At 49.0% G+C, this 23,093-nt stretch carries 18 protein-coding genes and 2 tRNA genes; 11 read left to right on the top strand and 9 right to left on the bottom strand.

Features of this window, described 5'->3' with window-relative positions; genetic code table 11:
- Window positions 1-88: 88 nt before the first annotated feature.
- Window positions 89-748 carry a response regulator gene (locus WKR14_RS11305; RefSeq protein ID WP_039035905.1) on the top strand — a complete coding sequence of 220 codons (660 nt, stop codon included), beginning with the start codon at window positions 89-91 and terminating at the stop codon, window positions 746-748.
- Window positions 745-2,136: an ATP-binding protein gene (locus WKR14_RS11300; RefSeq protein ID WP_286998355.1), complete on the top strand. Its 1,392-nt coding sequence runs from the start codon at window positions 745-747 to the stop codon at window positions 2,134-2,136. Before WKR14_RS11305 ends, WKR14_RS11300 begins: the two co-directional genes overlap by 4 nt.
- A gap of 94 nt (window positions 2,137-2,230) precedes the next feature.
- On the opposite strand, the gene WKR14_RS11295 is transcribed toward WKR14_RS11300, so the two are convergent.
- Window positions 2,231-4,180 carry a TonB-dependent receptor plug domain-containing protein gene (locus tag WKR14_RS11295; RefSeq protein ID WP_165565019.1) on the bottom strand — a complete coding sequence of 650 codons (1,950 nt, stop codon included), beginning with the start codon at window positions 4,178-4,180 and terminating at the stop codon, window positions 2,231-2,233.
- A 390-nt stretch (window positions 4,181-4,570) separates the two neighbouring features.
- Between WKR14_RS11295 and WKR14_RS11290 the strand changes: the two genes are divergently transcribed.
- Window positions 4,571-4,658, top strand: a tRNA-Ser gene (locus WKR14_RS11290).
- Between the two features lie 623 nt (window positions 4,659-5,281).
- On the opposite strand, the gene dsbB is transcribed toward WKR14_RS11290, so the two are convergent.
- A complete protein-coding gene (dsbB, locus tag WKR14_RS11280) occupies window positions 5,282-5,794 on the bottom strand; it encodes a disulfide bond formation protein DsbB (RefSeq protein ID WP_101056956.1) in 513 nt (170 codons plus the stop codon).
- A gap of 139 nt (window positions 5,795-5,933) precedes the next feature.
- Window positions 5,934-7,523 carry a sodium/proton antiporter NhaB gene (gene nhaB / locus WKR14_RS11275; RefSeq protein WP_101056954.1) on the bottom strand — a complete coding sequence of 530 codons (1,590 nt, stop codon included), beginning with the start codon at window positions 7,521-7,523 and terminating at the stop codon, window positions 5,934-5,936.
- A 303-nt stretch (window positions 7,524-7,826) separates the two neighbouring features.
- Between nhaB and fadR the strand changes: the two genes are divergently transcribed.
- Both fadR and rmf read left to right on the top strand, forming a co-directional pair.
- Entirely contained in the window at window positions 7,827-8,546 is a 720-nt protein-coding gene (gene fadR, locus WKR14_RS11270; protein ID WP_101056982.1) for a fatty acid metabolism transcriptional regulator FadR, read from the top strand.
- Window positions 8,547-9,284: 738 nt separating this feature from the next.
- Window positions 9,285-9,461, top strand: a complete 177-nt coding sequence (gene rmf / locus WKR14_RS11265; protein ID WP_101056952.1) for a ribosome modulation factor — start codon at window positions 9,285-9,287, stop codon at window positions 9,459-9,461.
- A 96-nt stretch (window positions 9,462-9,557) separates the two neighbouring features.
- Here rmf and fabA read toward each other — a convergent pair whose 3' ends face one another.
- Window positions 9,558-10,073, bottom strand: coding sequence for a bifunctional 3-hydroxydecanoyl-ACP dehydratase/trans-2-decenoyl-ACP isomerase (fabA, locus tag WKR14_RS11260; RefSeq protein ID WP_339086154.1), 516 nt, complete (start codon window positions 10,071-10,073; stop codon window positions 9,558-9,560).
- A gap of 76 nt (window positions 10,074-10,149) precedes the next feature.
- Window positions 10,150-11,754, bottom strand: coding sequence for a Lon-insertion domain-containing protein (locus tag WKR14_RS11255; protein WP_339086152.1), 1,605 nt, complete (start codon window positions 11,752-11,754; stop codon window positions 10,150-10,152).
- Window positions 11,755-11,960: 206 nt separating this feature from the next.
- On the opposite strand from WKR14_RS11255, the gene WKR14_RS11250 reads away from it, so the two are divergent.
- Window positions 11,961-12,051: transfer RNA gene (locus WKR14_RS11250), tRNA-Ser, on the top strand.
- Window positions 12,052-12,934: 883 nt separating this feature from the next.
- Window positions 12,935-14,128 carry an amino acid aminotransferase gene (locus WKR14_RS11245; protein WP_101056277.1) on the top strand — a complete coding sequence of 398 codons (1,194 nt, stop codon included), beginning with the start codon at window positions 12,935-12,937 and terminating at the stop codon, window positions 14,126-14,128.
- A gap of 81 nt (window positions 14,129-14,209) precedes the next feature.
- Here WKR14_RS11245 and yvcK read toward each other — a convergent pair whose 3' ends face one another.
- Window positions 14,210-15,112, bottom strand: coding sequence for a uridine diphosphate-N-acetylglucosamine-binding protein YvcK (gene yvcK / locus WKR14_RS11240; protein WP_101056278.1), 903 nt, complete (start codon window positions 15,110-15,112; stop codon window positions 14,210-14,212).
- A gap of 150 nt (window positions 15,113-15,262) precedes the next feature.
- Here yvcK and WKR14_RS11235 point away from each other — a divergent pair, with 150 nt between their 5' ends.
- On the top strand, window positions 15,263-16,090 hold the full coding sequence (locus WKR14_RS11235; protein ID WP_101056279.1) for a glucosaminidase domain-containing protein: 828 nt from the start codon (window positions 15,263-15,265) through the stop codon (window positions 16,088-16,090).
- A complete protein-coding gene (locus WKR14_RS11230; protein ID WP_101056280.1) occupies window positions 16,068-16,697 on the top strand; it encodes a DUF2987 domain-containing protein in 630 nt (209 codons plus the stop codon). Before WKR14_RS11235 ends, WKR14_RS11230 begins: the two co-directional genes overlap by 23 nt.
- Window positions 16,698-16,864: 167 nt before the next feature.
- Here WKR14_RS11230 and WKR14_RS11225 read toward each other — a convergent pair whose 3' ends face one another.
- Together WKR14_RS11225 and WKR14_RS11220 are read right to left on the bottom strand one after the other, a co-directional pair.
- Window positions 16,865-17,341: an NYN domain-containing protein gene (locus WKR14_RS11225; RefSeq protein WP_339086147.1), complete on the bottom strand. Its 477-nt coding sequence runs from the start codon at window positions 17,339-17,341 to the stop codon at window positions 16,865-16,867.
- Window positions 17,338-17,853, bottom strand: coding sequence for a GNAT family N-acetyltransferase (locus WKR14_RS11220; protein WP_165565021.1), 516 nt, complete (start codon window positions 17,851-17,853; stop codon window positions 17,338-17,340). The genes WKR14_RS11225 and WKR14_RS11220 overlap by 4 nt, the downstream gene beginning before the upstream one ends.
- Before the next feature lie 496 nt (window positions 17,854-18,349).
- On the opposite strand from WKR14_RS11220, the gene WKR14_RS11215 reads away from it, so the two are divergent.
- Both WKR14_RS11215 and WKR14_RS11210 read left to right on the top strand, forming a co-directional pair.
- Window positions 18,350-20,572: a GGDEF/EAL domain-containing response regulator gene (locus WKR14_RS11215; protein WP_339086144.1), complete on the top strand. Its 2,223-nt coding sequence runs from the start codon at window positions 18,350-18,352 to the stop codon at window positions 20,570-20,572.
- 110 nt (window positions 20,573-20,682) lie between these two features.
- Window positions 20,683-22,524: a sensor histidine kinase gene (locus WKR14_RS11210; protein WP_339086142.1), complete on the top strand. Its 1,842-nt coding sequence runs from the start codon at window positions 20,683-20,685 to the stop codon at window positions 22,522-22,524.
- Window positions 22,525-22,804: 280 nt separating this feature from the next.
- Here the strand turns inward: WKR14_RS11210 and WKR14_RS11205 are convergent, their stop codons facing one another.
- The gene (locus WKR14_RS11205; protein WP_025009626.1) at window positions 22,805-23,062 is read right to left on the bottom strand and encodes a GrxA family glutaredoxin; all 258 of its coding nucleotides are present in this window, start codon (window positions 23,060-23,062) and stop codon (window positions 22,805-22,807) included.
- Window positions 23,063-23,093: the final 31 nt, after the last annotated feature.

Genomic DNA, 23,093 nt, shown 5'->3' with positions numbered 1-23,093 from the left:
TTTCCGGGCTACTTGATCCTTGCCTTCAACTTGACAGAGGCGCGCCGCTGCTGCGAAATAGGGGCAACCTAAACCGGATGTTATACCCATGAGAATATTGCTGATAGAAGACAATGAGTTGTTGGCTCAGGGAATCTTGCTTAGTCTTGCCAAGTTGGATATGCAGGTAGATCACGTCACCAGTATCAAACAAGCCGAAGCGGCTGTGGTGAATGAAACCTTTAGTGCTATAGTGCTGGATCTGGGCTTGCCTGACGGTAATGGCCGCCAACTATTGACCCAATGGCGCCGCCGCGGCATAGATACCCCGACTATAGTGCTGACCGCCAACACCGACTTTGATACCAAGCTTGCCTGCTTGGATCTCGGCGCCGATGATTATCTGGCCAAACCCTTTGATGTGCGCGAGCTGGTGGCCAGAATCAAGGCGATCGTCAGGCGCCAACATGGTCTGAATCAAAACCGTTTGGAAGTGGGAGCACTGGTTATTGATATGGATGCCCATCAGGTGTTGTTTCGCGGCCATCATATTCAGGTGTCGCGGCGCGAATATCAATTACTGCTAGAACTGGCTCAGTCCAGTGGCCGGGTGCTCAGCCGCAATCAGCTTGAGCAGCTGACTTATGGTTGGGACGAGGTCGGCAGTAATTCCATTGAGGTGCATATTCACCATTTACGTAAAAAAACCGCCAATGAGCTTATCAAGACAGTACGCGGCATAGGTTATACCTTGGTGGCAGTAGAATGAGCCGGATATCTTTGCGAGTGGTGATGATGGCATTGATGCTGCTTGGCATCTGTTTGTCGGTTGGTGTCAGCAGTTACCTCAACACCCAGGACTCTCGCCGCCAGATAGAAGAGCTGTTCGATGCTCAGATGCTGCAAAGTGCCAAGATGCTGGAGATGTTTTATGGCGCTCAGGGGCAAGAGCATCGGCTGGATATGTTGGAAAACCCACTGATTTTGAGCGTCAACCCGGGCAAGGTTAATACCTTTACCGAGCAGGCTGATGCCACTGAGCTGAGTTATGAGCTGAAACTCGCCTATCAGATGTGGACCCCGGCCAAACAACTGATGGCAAGGTCGGATAACAGCGACATTGAGCCCATGGCGCCATTCGAGCGTGGTTACCACAAGCGTTATTACCAGGGTGAGCTTTGGCATCTGCTCAGCTATTTCTCCGATGATCTGGGCGTATGGATCATTACCGGCCAAAGAGACGATGTGCGTGGCGAGCTGGTGGAGCAGATCATGGGCAACAGCTTTATCGGCCCGGCCTTGGTGGTGCCGGCAGTGGCGTTGCTGATGGTGTTTCTCTCCTATTGGTTGTTGCAACCTCTGGACAGTTTGGCCGTCAGGCTGAAGCACCGTAGCCCGGCGGATATGCGGCCGCTGGCGTTGCAACTACCCAAAGAGTTGGTGCCGGTGCAGGATGCGCTCAATACCTATATTACCCGCATTAGTGATAATCTGGCGCGTGAGCGCCGTTTCAGTGCCGATGCGGCGCATGAGCTCAAGACCCCGCTGGCGGTCATTAAACTGCATCGTCAGGGCTGGCAAGAGGCCAAGACAGAGGCCGAGCAGCAGCTGCACCTCAATGCCATAGACACAGGCATTGGCCAGATGACCCATATGGTAGAGCAGTTGCTCTTGCTGTCACGGGTTGAGTCCCTGTCCGAGCTGGAAGTGGCGCAAACGCCGGTGGCGGTAATGGTGCAGGAAGTGCTGGATCAACTGCTGCCGCTGATTGCCGATTACAGTTGGCAGCTGGAGTTGCCGGAAGAGGTGAGTGTCTGTGTCGATCCCTTCTATATGAAACTGGTGCTGAAAAACCTGCTGGAAAATGCCTGTAAGTATTCGGGCAAAGATCAGCCTATCAAAGTCAGTTGTTGGCAAGAGGGGCGCCAAGACAGCAAACAAGTGGTTATCCAGGTGCTGGATTCAGGGCCTGGGCTGCCATTGGAGCAGTGTCGGCAGTTGACTGAGCGTTTTTTTCGGATCGCCGATGAGTCAGTTCCCGGTGCGGGTCTTGGCCTGTCTATCAGTGCTCAAATTGTCGATCTGCATAAGGGCTATTTGAGTATTCAACCGGGCCGCGAACGTGGTTTGGATGTGCGTATTACCTTGCCGGGCTGATTGTTAATCAAGCAAAAACAAGTGATAAGACGAGCAAAAAGAAAATGCCGCAGCCTTCCACGGGGCTGCGGCTCGCTTTTAAAGAAGGCAATTCTCAGAACAGATAACGGTAGATTAGCTGCGCCGTACGCGGTGCGCCCAGGGTGGGAATAGGGTACTCGGCTTTGTGCCCATGTTTGAAGATGGCGCTGGTGTTGTCCTCATCAAACAGGTTATCTATCCGCAGTGTTAACTGCTGGTTTTGGCTGGCGGTCAACCACCAGTCGGCGCCTATGCCTGTCAGCAGATAGTCGCCGGCCTTGAGGCCATAATCGGTAAACTCGCCGACATAACGTCCCTGCAGATAAAGATTCAGTGAATCAGTGGCATCCCAACTGAGGCGGGCAAAGCCCATGTATTGCGGGATCCGCTCTATCTGTTGATCTTTGCCGCGCTCGCGGGCACGGTTATAACTGCCGGATAACTCAAGTTGCCAGCCCTGGGCCGGGTTCATGATGTATTGAATATCCACCCCCTGACCCCGAACCTTGCCATCCAGGTTGGCGTACTGCCAGACATTGGTGGCGATTTCCCGTTTGTCCACCAGGTTGTCGGTTTCGCGCCAGTAGGCCTCGACACTGAAGGTAAAGTCACCTTGATAGACCAGTGTCAGATTGGTATTGATACTCTCTTCACTCTCAAGTTCAGGGTTGCCCAGGGTGCCGACCTTGGCCCAGAGCTCAGATGAAGTGGGTTGCCGAAAACCATTGCCCACGGCGGCTTTCAGTTGCCAATTTTGTCCAAGTTCTTGTTCAATTCCCAGTGAAGCCACCCATTTGTCTTCATTGTTGGCCAGGCGGTTATACCTGAGCCCCAACGCCAGCACTGTGCCGGGCAGGGCGGAAAAATACGGCTTGTATTGCAAAAAGGCGGCCTTGGTATCGTCGGTGGGCGCTTGCAGCTCCATCACTTCATCGGCGCCATAATAGCTTTGCCACTCGATGCCGCCGAGCCAGCTGTCCCCCGAATCTGCCTGATAACGACCGCTGACCTTGGCGCCTTTGTCGGTAAAGCCCCAGTAGGCATCCCGGTAAGGGATAGTCATGCTGCCATCCTGCTCCAGGGTGATTTCAGAGTAATAGGAATCCCAGTTTTGATAGTGAAGCCGGGTCTCCAGGCTCAGCTTATCAGTTGCTTGATATTGCCAACCGAGCCAGGCCAGTGTCTGTTTGCGCTCGTTCTCCGAGACGATGGCACTGTAGGCCAGAGGCCGCTCCAGTACGCCATTATTGTATTGACCGAACAGGGTGATTTTGTGCTCTGCAGCGGGTTGCCAATTGAGCTTGCCGCCTATGTTCATCATGCGATAACCCCGGTCTTTATCCGCCGCGGCGACCGGCGAGTATTCGTCATCTTCCCAGAATGCATAACCGTCCGACTGACTGGAGCTACCGCTGAGGCTGTAGCTTAAAGTATCGCTGCCGCCACTGACATAAGCACCGAGATCATAGCTGGTGAGGGTATCGGCGCTTAAGTTAACTTCGCCACCTTGCTCGCCATGACTGTCGCGGGTGATGATGTTGACCACTCCGGCGATGGCATCCGAGCCGTAGATCAACCCCTGAGCGCCTTTGATCACCTCAATACGCTCTATCATCATGGGGTTGATGCTGTCGGTATAGGTGGAGCCATAGAGGCGGTTATTAAGGCGATTGCCGTCCAATAACCAGAGTATATCCACAGGACGACTGCCCTGAAGCGAGTAGTCGGTATCCGTATGGCGGCCATTACGGCCGTTGGCAAAGAGCCCGGGCACAAACTGGTTGAGAATTTCGTTGATGTCGACCGCACCGGCCGACACTATCATGTCGCGGCTGATGACCGTCAGACTCTGGCCTGTATGGCTTAGAGCCAACACAGAATCATCCTGATAGCGGGTGCCGTTGACGGCGATGATCTCCATGGCTTCATCGGCCTGGCCGGTAGGCACCAGCAGTATATAGGCGGCAATAGCGCAAAAGGGCAGCCAAGGCTGTGTCCGTTTTAAAGAGTAACTTCTACACATCTCAATCGTCCTTAAAAAGACTGTGTGATAATTCAGGCAACGGTTAATCGGGTTAACTTTGTGTTGCCGCGCATTCAAAAGGTGTGATTTGTATGAGTGCGCTGAGTTACATCGCTTATTAACAAGGTGATGATTATAGAAACTCAACCAAGTGATTTGTTGATGGAGATCAAACTCCCGACAAAGAGTGTGAAAAATATTAGATTCGTAATACTGATATAAACTTCGAATTATGCTGATTTTAGGTAAGGAGGCTTTAAGGCGATGACACTGAAGTACCTTGTTGCGGCTAAAAACCAAGCGAACGAATGAGAATGCACGATAAAAGATTGACCCGGTCTATCGACTTCTCTATAGTAGCGCCCGGTTGAGACTCAAGAGTCCAACTACGGTGAGGTGTCCGAGTGGCTGAAGGAGCACGCCTGGAAAGTGTGTATACGGCAACGTATCGAGGGTTCGAATCCCTCCTTCACCGCCAGATTAAAAAAACCCGACCTTATGGTCGGGTTTTTGCTTTTCTAAGCATATTCATTTTGAATGATGGTGATCGAAATAGCCAGCTCTGCCAGCCTTTTGCGCCTCGGGAGGGGATAAAGGCCGGTACAAAATAGGCAACGTCTATGATTAAACCTAAGCACGATGCCAAGACAGGTTTGTTCAGCATATTTTGAACATTATCTAATCAAAGAACACTCTTTCCCGGTAATCATCACACCAACCGGCCTGCTTTGTTTTGTTTCGCTGCCTCGGTGCTCCGTAATCACATTGTCGCAGGAGGTTCATGAAAAAGTGACGGAACAGGGTGATGCTTTCCACCGCGCCTTCAAGCGCGATGCGTGAGTCATCTTCTTGACTTGTCTATGACATTGACCGATAACCTGCGATACAAGATCTGATCATGAAGTGCTAAAAAGGTTCCGCTGATTTAGGTAACAACGCCGCGCGGAACTCATCGTGGAGCGCTAGACGAGAGCCTCCAACAGAGATTTCGAATGTATTAGCGCAGACCAACCTCATTATTGAATTGTATTCTTGCAACAACGAGGCGGACCATAGCTTTTTATGTTTATTGAAAACCTGAAAATTTAATTTTGGTACTAATCAGTTGCGGCTCTTACTCAGAATTGGCATAGCGTAGAGCAGTAGCGCCAACAGGTAGGTGGCAAAAGCAACTATCATCCATTGCGACATAGTGATGCCGATAAAGCTCCAGGGAATGTCGGTGCACATGCCTGTTGGCATAAATACCGAAGGCAGCCATTCATGCAGTGGCATCCAGGAAGGGAAGTCCGGCAGAAATGAGCAAGTGGAAAAGGGTGAGGGGTTTTGCTGCATATCATTGAGTTCAATGGCTAACCTCAGCCCCCAACTGGCGCTAAATCCCCATAGCGAGGCGGCAAGCAGTCGTACGGTACGTATTCCTGGCGCCAGAAAACCTATAATGCCGGCCAGCAGTAAACCCAATACAGCCAGGCGCTGGTAGATGCACATGACACAGGGCTCGAGTTGCATTACGTGCTGAAAGTACAGTGCAGCAAGCTCCAGAGACAGGGCGCTGAGCGCCAGAACTCCCCAAGCCATGCGGGAGTGGGCGAAACGTATCATTGCAGTCAAATCTATTCTCCATTGATGACCCATCAGTCCGGGGTGAGGCGGGATAATTCCTCAGATGGATGCCAAACCCATAAAAAAACGCCCGTTAAGGGGCGTTTTTTGGACTCTACTGAAACCTAAAGGTTCAGTCAATAATAGACTAATGACCTACAGCAGCACCTTTACCCAGCACTTCCTGAGCACTGTGGTGAAGTATCATGCCAGAGTCGTAGAAGTATTGGGTCATCTGCTCCAGGAAGCCTAACTCAATGGTCAGTACACCAACAATCGACAGTACGATAGTGTATGGCAGTGCCATCCAAACCATACGGCCGTATGAGAGACGGATGAGCGGAGCCAGAGCGGAGGTCAGCAGGAACAGGAAGGCCGCCTGACCGTTAGGGGTAGCTACAGAAGGCAGGTTAGTCCCTGTGTTGATGGCAACGGCAAGCAGGTCAAACTGATCGCGGGTGATCTGGCCATCAATCAGCGCAGCTTTCACCTCGTTGATATAGACTGTACCCACAAACACGTTATCGCTGACCATGGACAACAAGCCGTTGGCCACATAGAAGATAACCAACTGCATATTGCCTTCAAAGCCAAGAGCCCACTGGATGACAGGAGCAAACAGGCCTTGATCGATAATTACACCTACTACGGCAAAGAATACCGCCAGCAGTGCGGTAAATGGCAGGGCTTCTTCAAAGGCCTTACCCAGGGCGTGTTCATCGGTAATACCGTTGAAGGCTGTGGTCAGAATTATCACTGACAGACCGATGAGACCAACAGATGCCAGGTGGAACGCCAAGCCGACAATCAGCCAAATACCAACCAGAGCTTGAATAACCAGCTTCATCTTATCTTTGCTGGTTCTGTGGGCATCTTCGTGGGCTGCAAATTCCACTAGAATTTTGTGCACAGCTTCAGGCAGTTGGGCGCCATAACCACAGATGCGGAATTTTTCTACCAGCATACAGGTAATGATACCGGCAAAGAATACTGGCACAGTCACAGGCGACATCCGCAGGGCGAATTCGGAGAACTGCCAGTTGGCCTGAGCGGCAATGATCAGGTTTTGTGGCTCACCCACCATGGTGCACACGCCACCGAGGGCAGTACCAACCCCAGCATGCATCAAGAGGTTACGCAGGAAACCACGAAAGGCTTCAAGTTCCTGGGCATTGAGTTGTTCACTACCATCCGAGGTGTGGTCATGATCGGCGCTGAAGTCTTTACCGGACGCTACTTTATGGTAAATGGAGTAGAAGCCTATCGCCACGGCAATGATCACTGCGATAACTGTCAAGGCATCGAGGAATGCTGACAGGAAGGCTGAGGCGACACAGAACATCAAGGATACAATCATTTTGGAACGTACCTTGGTGATCATCTTGGTAAATACATAAAGCAGCAACTGCTTCATAAAGTAGATACCGGCCACCATAAATACCAACAATAATAATACTTCGAGGTTGGCCTCAATCTCGTGCAACACTTGGCTGGGGCTTGTCATGCCGATAAACACGGCCTCAATCGCCAATAAACCGCCTGGTTGCAGAGGATAGCACTTGAGTGCCATGGCCAGAGTGAAGATAAACTGCACGACCAAAAACCAGCCTGCAACAAAGGGATTGATACTGAAGAGTATCGGGTTGATGATAAGAAAAATCAGTATCGCAAGCTTGTACCACTTGGGTGAGTTACCCAAGAAGTTACTCATAAAAGCCTGAATCGGTGTAGCAGGCATGTCTTCCTCTCTAATCTGTTATAAGTGGTTGTAACGTCATTGTTTGACGAACGGTAAAATTTGCGTAGTTCAGTCTAGCCTAAAGATAAACTCAATGTAATGATTAGGGTATACAGGGATTTCAAAAAGCGGATCTCGAGCGCAAAATTCAGTGACTGCTGATTTGAACTTGGTCACTTTTATAGCAATTATTGAGAACTCTACAGGGCTGGATTTCCCATCTGTGATCTGATGGTTTTCATTTTTCGTCGCTCTGGTATGATCTGTGGCCAGAATAATGCTAACAATCGGAAAACCGGGCTGATGATAATCAATGCCAAAGGACCTGCAAGTTTTGCAGAGAAATATATAGTGCGTTCAATTTGGGAAAATAAGTTTCCCCCCGGCTCCATACTTCCTGCGGAGCGGGAATTATCAGAGCTTATTGGCGTTACCCGCACTACTTTAAGAGAAGTGTTACAGCGTTTGGCCCGCGACGGTTGGTTGACTATTCAGCATGGCAAACCGACTCGAGTGAATAATTTCTGGGAAACCTCAGGACTTAACATCTTGGAGACTATTGCTGACCTCAACCCGGAAGGTTTTCCTGTACTGGTTGATCAGCTCTTGTCCGCCAGAACCAATGTCAGTGCCATCTATTTTCGTGGAGCGCTGCGACATAACCCGGATACTGCGGTCGAGGCACTGTCTAAAATCCATGATCTGGAAGATGAAGCAGAGGCTTATGCCGAGTTTGACTACCAGTTGCATCACACCCTGGCGTTTTCATCTGGGAACCCTCTGTATGTGCTTATCCTAAACGGATTCAAAGGGTTATATGCTAGAGTCGGACGCTACTATTTCAGCAGCTCAGAGGCTCGGGCCTTGGCATTGGCTTTCTATCAAAAACTTGAAATCCTGGCCAAGGACAAAAATTATGCCCAAGTGCCGGCCTTGATGCGATCTTATGGTATTGACAGTGGCATCATGTGGCAAAAATTACGTGATGCTATGCCGTTGGAAATGGCTCAGGATAACCAATAAATATTTAAGGAAAGTGCGAATAAGTCCCATGTGCGCACTGCTTACAGGGTTGGATGCAAGGTGTGGTTCGCTGTAAATGGTCGAGCCCTTTACCCTAAGTTTGGTGCCTGTAAACACTTGCTATGTCACTTGCCTGGTGTGATAAGCGGCAGTTAGGTTCATCGCGGATATCCGGGAACGCCGCTCTGACTTTCAGTAAGAAGTATTCGGTATCCCGGTTGTCATAAGCTCATTGCTTCAGCAGTTTGATTTTGTTGTTTATCTCTTCCAGTCGGCAGGTAAGCAACGGATGAACCGCTGAAGCAACTGTGTTATGCAGATAGTTTTTAATACGCTGGTTAAATTAGAGCAAAGGCCTGATACTGCTCTTTTTGACTTATTGCCAGCTGAAGGGCCATTGAGCTATGGCTTCAGCTTTATCTGTGCAGTACCACATTTCCTTGAGTTGCTCCCTGAGCAGGTAAAGCGTCATTAGGTTTTTGTTTGGTGACTAAACAATCACTCTCCAACCGTCTTCATTTCCAGTCCACACTAATCTGTGATGAACAAAATTTAAGCTTGGTTTAAGTCTTTGAGATCGGCACTGAAAGGGCGGTGATTTTTTTTAATCAGGATCTCAATAGTTTAAAATTTCTTCGTTATAATTGACGATTTTTTGATTGATCTCGGCGTTGAAAAGTTCTATTCATAGCAAGTGAAGCTGATGCTTCTATGTAAAATAGTACAGAGGACGCTTGCATGAAGAGACAAAAACGAGATCGTTTAGACCGAGCCTTTTCGAAGGGATTCCAAGCCGGTGTCGGCGGCCGCTCCAAGGAGCTTTGTCCTTATTCGAATCTTGATTCTCGCTCCCAGTGGCTAGGAGGTTGGCGCGAAGGGGTAGAAGGCCGGATAAGCGGCCTGTTCAATAAGTAATTCAGCAAGATTGCCCTCCCCGAAGAGGGCATTTTTTATGCTTCTCTGAAACAACAAGGTCGGCAATTGCCGACCTTGTTGTTTGAATTCTTTGCTTTAGAAGGTGGAAGTATCGCTGAACACACCTACTTTCAGATCCATGGCCGAGTAGATCTCGCGGCCATCTACTTCCAAAGTTGCATCGGCAATGCCCATCACCAGCTTACGGTGTATGGTGCGCTTGATATTCAGTCTATAGGTTACCTTCTTGGCGCCGGGCAGCACCTGACCGGTAAATTTAACCTCACCAACCCCCAGCGCGCGGCCTTTACCGACAGCACCTTCCCAGGCCAGGAAAAAGCCAACCAGTTGCCACATGGCATCCAGTCCCAGGCAACCAGGCATAACAGGATCATCAACAAAGTGACAGCCAAAGAACCAGAGATCCGGGTTGATATCCAGCTCTGCAACAATTTCACCTTTACCGAAGGTGCCGCCGTTATCGTTGATGGTGACAACTCGGTCGATCATCAACATATTATCCACGGGGAGGCGAGGGGAGTTCTTGCCAAATATCTCACCATGGCCACAGGCGATAAGTTCTTCTTTGTTGAAACTGTTTGCTTTAGTCATTGTTGTTACCACATCCTTCTTCAAGTGCCGCCAAGATTAGCGAACAGGTGTAAGCTAAACAACTCCGATCAGCTAGTTATTGATTAAAAAATGGCAATCTTGCCAGTAACCTCGCAAAATAGCCTGGTTCTTCATCAAGATTTCCTGCCAATCTGTCCAGTCGTTGTTGTACCATGCCGTAGAGAGTGTCCTCTGGGAAGTTGTTATCCTCGTCGGCTTCCCCGGCTTTTATCCCCATCAGCAGAGTGACGGCTTGGTCTACATGAGTGATTTCATAGAGCTGGAATAATCCTTGTTCTACTGCTGCTATAACATCGGGTGCCAGGTTGAGTTGCTGCACATTGGACTTGGGCATAATCACTCCCTGGTTGCCGGTCAGGCCGCGCCTGGCGCAGAGTTTGAAGAAGCCCTCAATCTTCTCATTGACGCCACCAATCGCCTGTACATTGCCAAACTGATCCAGTGCGCCGGTCACCGCCAGCCCTTGATCTATCGGCTGTTCGGTTATTGCCGAGATCAGGCTGCAGTATTCGGCGAGAGAGGCGCTGTCACCATCAATTTCCTGATAGGATTGCTCAAATACGATATTGGCATTGAGGTGCAAGGGTGCATCGCGGCCAAATACCCGATAGAGACAGGCGGACAGGATCATCATTCCCTTGGCGTGGATATTACCCGCCAACTCTGATTTCCGTTCAATATCGGCGACTTCACCATCGCCATAGTGCACTGACGCCGTGATCCTGGCCGGTTCGCCATAGCAATAATCCAAGGTCTCTATTACAGTCAGGCCGTTAATTTGCCCCACCATAGCGCCTTCAGTTGGCAAATAGATGAAGGCGTCATCAAGATTTTGTGCCGACTGCTGCTCTTGGGCGTTGTGTCGTTGTTGGCGTTGTGCCAAGGCATGTTCAATGGCGTTGGCATCCAGCGCTTGTCCTTTGCTGTAAAAAGTAGCTTCAGCGAACACTTGTGCCAAATCTGCGCTGGCGAGGCTCAAGCGATGTTGATGCTCTGTCAGGCGACTACTGTATCTGAGCAGCGGCAGTAAGGCCGACTCCGTCAACTGACAATGGCTGAGTTTTGCCAGTTCTGCCAACCAAGCAACGTAGTCATTGATAGCAACTTTTTGCAGGTCTACTTCAAATACCAGTTCGCCAAGCAGGGCAAATAACTCGCTGAATCTGCGTTCGTGGTACCTGAGTTCGCTGTAGAGCAGACTCGAGCCCACTAATACGACTTTGGCTTGCAGTGGCTGCCATTGCCCTTGAAGCTCGAAACCACCTTTTTCAATGGCATCCAATAATAGCTCCCATAAAGGCTCACGTTTCCACAGGGATTCGGCGCAGATAAAGAGTAAGCCTGGCGTTGTGAGGGCACCCGGTTGCCTTTTTTGCTGGCTATCCTGATGGCCGAGTAGCTGTGCCCGGGTAATGCGACCGCTCAAGTATTGCATCGGCATCTTGCTCTGGGCGCTCAGGGCTTTAAATAGCCAAGTGCGGTGGATACCCTGGAAATCTGCCAGGAAGAGCTGTTGACCTGATAAGGCTTGCAGCAGACCAAAGGCCTCTATGACTCTTTCCTGTCCAAGTAATAGATCTGTCAGTTGGCTCGATGTGGGAAGCTGCAGATTGGAGTATTGAGGGGTAAGGGCCCCGGCCGGGATCAAGCTAGGCTTCATTGTGGCTCAAAGTCATTTAAAGATAAGCTGATTTTACCACAGGGGCGGCGGAGCGGCATGGTAAATCTCCATTCTGCAGCAGCTTTTATTGTTCGCTCTGAGCGTTGTTTGAATCCTTAGGATGGCTGAGATTTAGACATATGAACATATTTTTAGAAATAAGGGTTTACAACGGCTTAGTGAGCTTATAATATTTGCGCCGTTCCGGAGGGGTGGCAGAGTGGTTGAATGCACCGGTCTTGAAAACCGGCATGGGTTTATAGCCCATCCAGGGTTCAAATCCCTGCTCCTCCGCCATATTCAGAGAAGCCCGCTTGTGTAAACAGGCGGGCTTTTTCGCATCTCAGTTTTGATGATAGCGATTAGCCTGGTATAGCCTGGTATAGGCGGTTAGCGGATTGCTGGGTTTATAGCGCCGTCATGCAGGGTTCAAATCCCTGCTCCTTTGCCATATTCAGAGAGGCCCGCTTGTGTAAACAGGCGGGCTTTTTCGCATCTCAGTTTTGATGATAGCGATTAGCCTGGTATAGCCTGGTATAGGCGGTTAGCGGATTGCTGGGTTTATAGCGCCGTCATGCAGGGTTCAAATCCCTGCTCCTTTGCCATATTCAGAGAGGCCCGCTTGTGTAAGCAGGCGGGCTTTTTCGCATCTCAGTTTTGATGATAGCGATTAGCCTGGTATAGGCGGTTAGCGGATTGCTGGCTTTCTCGCGCCGTCATGCAGGGTTGAAATCCCTGCTCCTTTGCCATATTCAGAGAGGCCCGCTTGTGTAAACAGGCGGGCTTTTTCGTATCTCAGTTTTGATGATTGTTATTCGTTTGGTGTTGTTTGGGGAGATTTCAGGGGGGATTGCTGGGTTTATAGCCCTAGCTACGGGGCAGTCCCAGCATATTTTCCCACCTAGATTGATAATGACCAATTCAACTCGACCACTACAGGGACTGGATTACAGAGGTTACAGTTTTTGATTATGGTTCTAAGTTGGTGTTACTGCAGCTTCCACTCAATCAGCTAGCTATTTTCTTATCATATCCATGGTAAATCCGGTTTTTGAGTGAATATCCTTCAAGTAATAAATTAAATGACTCAGAATCTGCCAAGGAGACTATAACCTGGGAGAGGACAATGGTATAAATGGAGCCGATTTGTCCCTACATGTCCAATTACAGGAAAGCTGTCATGATTTTTTCTCAGATTACCGCCGCGCCGGCCGATCCCATTCTTGGTTTAACTGAGGCTTTTAAAGCCGATCCCCGCACGGATAAAGTCAACCTGGGTGTTGGCATCTATAAGGATGAGGCTGGCCAGACCCCGGTACTCAAGTCGGTCAAGTTGGCAGAGGCCAAGTTGCTCGAAGAGGAAAAGACCAAGAGCTATCTCGGTATCGAAGGGGTTGCCCTGTATAACCAAGCGGTTCAACAACTGCTATTCGGTAAAGATAGCGCCATAATCGCCGCTGGCCGGGCAGTAACGGCTCAGGCTCCGGGAGGTACAGGCTCATTGCGGGTCGCTGCGGAGTTTGTCCTTAGCAATACAGACAGTAAAACTATCTGGATCAGCAACCCAACCTGGGCCAATCATAAGAACATCTTTGAAACCGCCGGGCTTGAGATCAAAGAGTACAGCTATTATCAGGCAGAAACCCATGATCTCGACTTCGATGCCATGATGACAGATCTGCAACAGGCGAGTGAGGGGGATCTTGTGCTGCTGCACGGCTGTTGCCACAACCCGACCGGTATCGATCTGAATATCAATCAATGGCAACAAGTTGCCAAACTGTGTGCCGAAAAGGGCCTTGTCCCCCTGTTTGACTTTGCCTATCAGGGCTTTGGCACAGGAATTGAGGAAGATGCTCAAGGGCTCAGAGCCGTTGCCGCCATGGTGCCTGAGCTGCTGGTTGCCAACTCTTTCTCGAAAAACTTCGGGCTTTATAATGAGCGTATCGGTGCCGTGACTCTGGTGGCCAAAGACAGTGAGTGCGCTGCACGGGCTTTCAGTCAGGTTAAGCGCACCATTCGTGCCAACTACTCCAACCCGCCGGCTCATGGCGCCATGATTGTCAGCACTATTCTTAATGACGGTGAACTGAATGCCCTGTGGCAGCAAGAGCTGACTGAAATGCGCCAGCGCATAGCCAGCATGAGAACCCTGTTCGTTGAGAGCCTCAAGGCCGAAGGCGTCGATCGCGACTTCAGCTTCATTTCTCGTCAAAACGGTATGTTCAGCTTCTCTGGCCTCAACAAGGAACAAGTTGCCAGGCTTAAAGATGAGTTCGGCGTCTACATTGTCGGCTCTGGCCGTATCAGTGTTGCCGGGATGACCAAGACCAATATGCCCGTTATCTGCAAGGCGATAGCCAAGGTGCTCTAAGCCTGTTGGATTTTATCCACGCTTAAAAAGGACAGCTGCGGCTGTCCTTTTTACTTATCCTCCATTAACCGTTAATTTGATTTAGGCAATGAGTTTCTTCGGCTGCAGAGCTTGCACCAGCGCGTTGACCAAGGCGTCTCTGTCGTGGCAGCCACTCTGGATTGGGTCGGCTAGCAGCGAGCGATAAATCAATTCGTCCTGATATGGCTGGCCATGACACAGCACAGCATCAATACGCCCCGGGCCTATTAGTTGCTGGCACCAATCCAGTTTGGCATTGAGACTGAGTTCGCCTGCCACTGACGCCTCAGGTTTCAGATTATCGATAAATACCACTCTGGCTTGACTGCTTTTAATCGCTGTTGCCAGTTCTGGCAATAACAAAGGTGGCATCAAGCTGGTGAGAAAACTGCCCGGGCTTAAAATTATCAGTTCGGCAGCTGTCAACGCCGCTACCGCTTCCTCTGTGGCCCGAACCATAGGTTCAAGACTCATCGCCACCGGACGCTCAGCCATGCTGTCGACTTCCAGCTCACCGAACACTTTGCTCCCTGAGGCGTCAAGCGCCAGTAAGTGGGTAGGGTGTTCAGACATGGGATATAGGCGGGTGTCTATTTTAAGTAGGCCGCGGATAAGATTTATAGCCTCAAGGGGCCTGACACAGAGTTGATCCAACGCAGTCAGGATAAGGTTGCCCAGGTTATGGCCACAGAGTTCATCCTGACTATCAAACCTGTACTCGAACAATAAGGAACCGACTGAGGGTTTATGCGCCAATTGGCTGAGACAATTACGCAGATCGCCCCAGGCGATACAGTCATTACTGTTTCTTAATCTGCCTGTGCTGCCACCGTTATCTGTGGTCGCAACTATGCCTGTTAGTCGATCGCCCAGAAAAGCCAGGGATGATAGGACTCTTCCTAATCCATGGCCTCCACCAATAGCAACAACTTGCTGATATTGACTGAATAACTGCCTTTGCATAGCTGATCCTTGCCGTCGCTTTTAACTTGAACATTCTACACCAGTGCTGCATAAGAGTCAGAGAGCTATTTTGTGAAAAGTGATATCTGACATATAATGCGCGGAAATTTTCCCCTTCACTTTTGGGTAACCGGCAAAAGGAAAGACTGATTGAAAACCGGAAAACTTGGCTCATTTACCCTGGCTTTGGCTTTGGTAATACTGTCAGTATTGGCACTTAGGGTGTACCTGATACCCAGTTTGAAAACCGCCGAGCAGACTTCAGCGCCACTGATAAAGAACCAATTGGGTATCAGCTTGATCCCAGATTTCAGCAGCATAGGTAATGTCAGCGATAAGAAACAGGCGTTTTTTGACTTCTTGCGTCCGGCGGTGCAAAAGCAAAATAGCATTATCGCCGAGGAGCGTAAATTTCTCGAACAGGTGCAAAAGCACTTGCAAAACCAGCATCAGCTCAATGATGCCGAGCAATATCGTATTCAGCGTCTGGCAGAAAAGTATCAATATGCCATGCGTGCTATCGATAGCGACAGCATCAATAAATTACTGCGTCGGGTTGATGTGATCCCGGAATCTATGGTGCTTATCCAGGCAGCCAATGAAACCGGCTGGGGCAGCTCTCGGTTTGCCCGTGAAGGACTCAATTTTTTCGGTCAGTGGTGTTTCAAGAAAGGTTGTGGTTTGGTTCCGCAGTCGCGCTCTGAAGGCATGTCCCATGAAGTGGCCGTATTTAAATCGGTCGATGACTCTGTAGCTTCTTATATGCGTAATCTCAATTCTAACGCTGCCTACTCTTTGTTTCGTTCCATACGCGCTGATCTGCGTAGTCAACAGGAACCCCTTACTGCAGAGAAGTTGGTTTACGGCTTGGTGAATTATTCAGAACGCCAGGAAGCCTACATTGACGAATTATTGGATATGCTGCGTCATAACGAAGAATATTTGGTGGAGAACCATGTCGAAAAAACTGCTGTTTAGTACGCTATTATTGCTGTCCCCCTCTTTGATGGCCAGTCAGGTGTCTTTGAACTATGCCGACTTTTACGCGCGGATGAAAGTGATGAATAAAGGCAATTATCCGCTTATCGATCTGGCTTTTACGGTTCCTGAAACTCAAAACTGTCAATTAAAAAATGGCAGTATCAGCACAGAAACTGAACGCTTTCCTCTGACATTTGATGCCAGTCAGAGGTTGTTTATTCCTTTCGATGAAAAACTCAAGAGTGCCAGAGCTTTGATTAACCTTGAGTTGGCAGGAGAGGGGCAAGGCTGCGGCATTGGCATGCAGCTCAGGGTTCGTACTCCCAAACAGGAGTACAGTGGCGATGAACTGAGAAACATCAGCAATCAAATGAATGAAGCCCTGAAGCAAATGCAAGGATTTCCGATGAAGTATTTTGCCAAGCCTATTTCAGGTCTTAATATTGAATTTATCGGCAGTGAAAATGGTGCTTGGCTTGATGGGCGCTATCAAACGATCGGTAAACGCCACGAGCTCAGTAATGAGGAGATCAGTCAAATTGAAGTATTGAAATTTGACTCGGCTCCTGCAGTGATCAGTCCATGGGTCATGCCAGACAACTAACTACTTGCTTTTTATTAGGATGAGTTTCAAAGGCAGGCTATCATTTGGAATGATGTTGCTGGCAGTTTGCTGACGGTCCAGTTGCCCGGCAACTTGAGACTAGCTCTAGCTTACTGCCAATATTCAAGCTATTTATCTGCCCGTTTTTTTGCTCTTTTTTATTTGAGTCACAAATCGTCGTCAATGGGACAGTAGTCGCTGGCCGCATTGAGTAGGCTCAACGAGGTTAATTCAGTAACGGAATAGATTTCAACTCGTTTGCCTTTTTGACGTAGTTTTTCGGCCAACAAGGCAAAATCACCGTCCCCGGACACCAGTACCACAATGTCCACAGCATCGGCATATTCCAGTGCATCTATGGTTATTCCCACATCCCAATCACCTTTGGCTGTACCATCAGCGCGTTGGATAAAGGGCTTCAACTTCACCTCAAAGCCAATGGCCCGTAGGATATTTTGAAACTCGCGCTGTTTTTTATCACCTCTATCTATAGCGTAGGCAAATGCTCTAACCAATTGTTTCTGATCAGTGACTTTGGACCAAAGCCGGTTGTAGTCCAGGTTTCGCCCGAAAGCTTGTCTGGTGGTGTAGTAGATGTTTTGAACATCGGCCAAGAGAAGCACTCTGCTAGGCTGATCTTTCATTGTTTATGTTCCTTATCTTCTGAACTCTGTCTCCCTTTAGCTATGGCGAGGGAAAAGCTCTTTTTTGTGTGAGCACTTAAGCCTTTTAAACCTGTTAGTTGCATTTTGTACTCTTTGTGACCTGTATGAGGACAGATTTGTTCGCCGATTATTACAGCGCCCTTGTGCCGGTAAAAATTGACACTGGCTTGGTTGTCACAATAGACGTTTAACGTCAGTTGCTCTCTTTGTTGCCTGGCATGTTCAAGTAAATTACCGCCGATCCCTAACCCTTGCATTTCGGGTTTAACAAATAACGCCGCCAACTTGTTCTCATAGAGAGAGTAGAAGCCAAGCACTTGGGTACCATGCTGATAGAGATAGTTTTCTGCCGCAGGAATATAAAATAGACGCATGTCATTCAACTGCTCTTGCCAAAATTTTGCGGCAATAAAATGATGTGCGTCGATAGAGGCTGTTAGCCAGATCTTCAATACAGTTGGCATGTCTTCCATGGTAAATGCGCGGATCATATGACTTCCTTGTGGATGGCTGGACAAAAGAGGGGATTTAACGGGTTTTGCTGCTTTTATTGACTCGCAGGCCAGGCTAAAAATTCAAAATAATATGCAGAATAACAAAGTAGGTTGAATAAAAAAATGATAAGGCGCTCAGAGTGTTGCTTTGCTTCTCCTTTGTTTACAAGCTGATGGGTGTTTGACAGCCATTTGAAGCTGTTGAGTCAAAGGCCTGCGCCGCAGATGAAAAATTTACACTGTTATTCCGATGGTTAACCGGCACTAAGCCAAAAGTGGATTACACTTTAAATCAAACATAGCGTACTGTATTGAAAAGGGCTTAATGCCGCATTGAACTATAACAGCCTTAGCATCGAATGAGCTGGATTGTACACTCGGGAAGAACTAAACCGAGAGCTAAACAGTGCTGAATACCGGGCAGGGGAAATGGTCTCCTGTGGGGTTTTGTCCTAAAGCAAGTGCGGACAAAGTGACTGAGGGATTAGTAACTATGCTAGATGATTTACTGTTTTCATCTGAAACATCACCGGAAGAAACTCATCAACGCGATACCATGTGGCGTATCTTGGCGGTGGATGATGATGTCAAATTCCAGAATTCGCTGAGTTTTGCCATTAATAAAATGACCTTGATGGGGCGTCCCCTTGAACTCATACAAGCCTACAGTATGGCAGAGGCATCCAGTCTATTGGGAAAAGATGCCGACTTTGCTGTGGTGTTGGTTGATGTCGTGATGGAAACCGAAGATGCCGGTCTCAGGTTAGTCAAAGCCGTGCGGGATTTGCTGGGAATATCCGATACCCGTTTTGTACTCTTGACCGGCCAGCCAGGAATGGCTCCGGTCGAATCTGTGATGCAGGACTATGACTTGTCTGATTATGTGCTCAAGTCAGAGCTCGCCAACCGTGGGATACGCAACATACTCACAGGTGCAGTACGTAATTATCATCATCTCAAGACAATTTCTTCTGCTCGTCGTGGTTTGCAGCTCATTGTGGAGTCCAGCAATCGTTTGTTGGGGCTGAGAACGCTTACGCAAATAGCCTCGGTTACTTTGAGTGAAATTGCTAATCTTATCAATGTCGCCGACGAAGGCTTGGTTTGTGTTAATCGCGGCCCTCACACAGTGGATAGCTCAGGTCGGGAGATCTACGAACCCCTAACCATAGCCTGTAGTGGTCGCTTTCGTCAGTATATTAATCGTGCATTGAGGGAATTGCCGGATCCGACTATTCAATCCATGGTTGAGCAGGCACTCAGGGAAAAGCGTTTTGTCAGTACCGATGAAAGCCAGGTGCTATTCTTCCCCAAATCGGCAGCACTGGCTGAGTTTGCCATCTATGTGGCTACCAACCGCACGCTGGATGATACAGAGATGGAGTTGCTTAAAGTTTTTGCGGCCAATGTTTCCAAAGGCTTTGGCAATGTAGCCTTGATTAGCCGGCTCGATAAAGTGGCGTATCTGGATGAGTTGTTGAGAATTCCCAACCGCAGTGCCCTGCTGCGTGAATTGTCCAGGTTGCAGGCTATGTCCAGCGCTGATGCCCATAATCTGCTGCTATTGGATCTCGATCATTTTTCCGGGCTTAACAATTTATTTGGCTGTGTATTTGGCAATCAGGTATTACAGGCTGTGGCTCAAAGGTTACAGGAGGCATTTCCTCAACCGATAGTCATAGGAAGATTGCACTCGGATCTGTTTGCCATTATCGGCCATAAAGAACAGGTCAATATTGACAGGGCCCAAGAGGTGTTTGGCGCGCCCTTTGAAATTGATAATAGTCGCCATATTCTCACCGCCTGCATGACGGAAGTCTCTTTGGCTATCAGTCGTGGGCAGGATCCCGCGGAGTTATTACGAACAGCCGGAACAGGGCTGAGGAATGCCAAGTCTCGAGGCCCTGGAAGCATACAGGCGTTTGATCCTGAATTTGAACATCAAGCCGCCCACAGGTTTAAGTTGATGCAGCGTTTACACAGCGCCATTCAACGTCAGGAGTTTGTGTTGCATTATCAGCCACAGATCGACCTCAATACTGGTGAGGTTGTTGGGGTTGAGGCTTTATTACGCTGGCAGACCGAAGAGGGTATGGTGCCACCCGGCACCTTTATTCCGCTGGCAGAACAGTCGTCCTACATTCACGGGATAGGCGACATAGTGGTTGCTTTGTCCTGTCAGGCTGTGCATGCACTGGATCTGGCAGGGTTTAGCGACATTCTTATCAGCGTCAATTATTCAGCCCGGCAACTGGATAAGCCGGATGTTTTAGAGAGGCTCAAACAACAATGTCGTCTGGCCGGGGTAGAGCCGAGCCGGCTGTGTTTGGAAGTCACTGAAACCGCTATGATGCAGTCTTTTCAACAGGTAGCCAATATTCTCCAGCGTCACCGAACTTCGGGAGGCACAGTGGCGATAGATGACTTCGGCACCGGGCTTTCATCACTCGAATATTTGCTGCAACTGCCGGCCGATCACCTGAAGATTGATATGACTTTTGTCGCCAGGTTGGATGAAGATGAACGTAGTCGCTTCCTGGCATCAATGATTATTGAACTGGGAAGGCGACTGAATATTTCGGTTGTTGCCGAAGGGGTTGAGACTCACAGCCAGGCTAATTGGCTCAGAGAACATGGTTGCCACATAGGTCAAGGATGGTTGTATGGAAAGGCCATGCCATTGGATGAGTTATTGCAGTGGCTCAATAATCGCTGAATGGAATCTTGCTAATGTCGATAGAGTTGCCCGAACAAGCTTTAATGGCACCGCTGAACTCTGAGGGCGTATCTTCAGGACGAACAAGGCGAAATTCTTGGCTGACTTGGGTGAGTTATTTGCTGCCCTGGTGGTTACTGGTGCCACTGGGTAGCTGGCTTATGTATCACTATGCCTCCCAATGGCAGATAGATCAGGTGCGTTATGCCCAGCAGGAGTTGGTAGACAGAGATACTCTGGTACTCAGCGCTACACTTACCAGAGTTCATCAGGACGTCAGTTTACTATCACAGATGACCGCATCGGTATTAGCAGATAACAGGCTCGGTGAGACTGAACAGCTGGAACTATTGCAGCGTCTATTTGTTGACTTCAGCAGCGCCTATCCCAGCTATATGCAAGTGCGCTGGATTGGAAATTCCGGCGTTGAGCGGGTGAGGGTTGACTATATAGATAATCAAAGGCGAGTTGTCGCTGCTGATGCATTACAGGATAAATCATTGCGTTATTATGTCATTGAGGCCAAGCGCTTGGCTTCGGGGGCGGTTTATTATTCTCCTTTTGATCTCAATATCGAAGCCGGTAAAATAGAGATCCCCTATCGACCTACCTTACGTGCTGCTACCAAGGTAATGGACAGCAACGGCAAGGCACTCGGGCTGGCACTATTGAATCTGGATGGCAGTGGTTTACTCGAACGTTTGCGCCAATCCGGTAAGACTATGTTGTTGAACGCTGAAGGCTATTGGTTGCTGTCAACTTTGGGTCACAGAGAGTGGGGCTTTATGTTCGACGCTCCTGAACAGCGTCTGGCAGTTATTCATCCTGAAGTTTGGCGGCGTATACAAGAGGAACCACAGGGGCAGTTCATCGATGAAACCGGGATGTGGACTTTCTCCCGTGTGGCGCCAATACTGAATGGTGACAGCAAGGTCCCTATGCTTTACGCCCTATCTCATGATGAACAGCCACTGCTCATTCAAGCTAGACTACAACGGCTTTATGCCGGTGTTGGTGCAGTAGTTTTTTTATGCATGACTTTGCTGGGGGCGTTTTTAGCGCGCTCCAACCTGCGTTTGGAAGACAAGGCTCATGAGTTACAGCAAAGTAACGCGGCGCTGGCAATGACGTTGGCTCAGTTGAAGACATCGCAGCAGGAGTTGGTTCGTACCGAGAAATTATCATCCTTGGGGTTGATGGTGGCCGGGGTAGCTCACGAACTCAATACACCTATTGGTGCGGCAATGCTGTGTGTCACCGCACTGAATGACAGGCTAGGTGAACTCATGCGGGATTATCACAACGGTACTATCAAACGCTCGCAACTGGAGGAATTTATTCAATACCAGGAGGAAGGTTTGACCCTGGCTGAACGCAACCTCAAACGCTCGGCGCTACTCATTCAACAGTTTCGTCAGGTAGCTGCCGACAGAGCTAATGCTGACCGGCAAGCCTTTTGGTTGCATGAGTTGGTGACGGACATTCTGGCGCTGAATCATGGTCAGTGGAAGCACAGTCATCATAAGCTGACCACTGATATTCCCTCGGATATCCATATGCACAGTTATCCCGGACCTTTGGGTCAGGTACTTCAGAATTTGGTGCACAATGCACTCATACATGCTTTTGAAGATACTGAGCGGGGAGAGATCCATATCTGTGCCCGTAAACTTCAGCATAAGGTTGAGATCTGTGTGATGGATAATGGTGTAGGGATTGAAGAGCAGGATTGTCAGCGAGTGTTTGATCCCTTTTATACCACCAAGCGCAATAGCGGCGGCACCGGGCTTGGCCTGCATATAGTGCATCATTTGACCACTGAAGTATTGGGGGGAAGTGTGCGGATTTCAAGAGGAGTCAATGGTATAGGTACTTCGATGATTTTGTTGTTGCCGCTTGAGCAGGTCGATGGCAAATCGGAAAAGGCGGCTAACGGGAGTATGGCTTCCTGAACAAACCGCATAGATGTCGAGATTTATAGCGCTTGAGAGTGCTTTAAAAACAAAATTGGTGTCTATCTACTCCTTGGTAAGGAACATACTGACAACACCCTGTGTAACGAAACGGGCATACATAATCGCGGGGTCACTCGCAGTGGGTTGGCTTAACGGTTTGGCTGTTGAAGTGTTGTTCGATCGAGGTAGGGTTGAGGCAGACAAGGTTGGATGCAGGACGATACCGTTTCTATTGAGCACAAAAGGTATCGTCCTTGATGGAGAAGTTTAACTTGGATTAAAGCAGGTTGTTTTCTCTGACGTAGGCTTCAAACTCTGTGCAGCCGCCAACGTGCTCTTTGTCGACAAAGATCTGTGGCACAGTCTCAACCGGCTTGCCTACGGTTTTTTCCAGGTCGGCCTTGGTGATGCCTTCGGCGTGAATATCGACATACTTAAACTTGAAATCATCACGTTTTTCTGCTAGTTGCTCAGAAAGTTGCACTGCACGTACACAATATGGGCAACCTGGACGACCGAAAATAACTACAAACATATTGACTCCCATGGACTTGATTTGCAGCAGT

The organism is Shewanella chilikensis (genome assembly GCF_037953065.1).
Classification (GTDB): domain Bacteria; phylum Pseudomonadota; class Gammaproteobacteria; order Enterobacterales; family Shewanellaceae; genus Shewanella; species Shewanella chilikensis.
The sequence above is the reverse complement of the archived record's forward strand: the minus strand, read 5'-3'. Positions and strand labels throughout refer to the sequence as shown.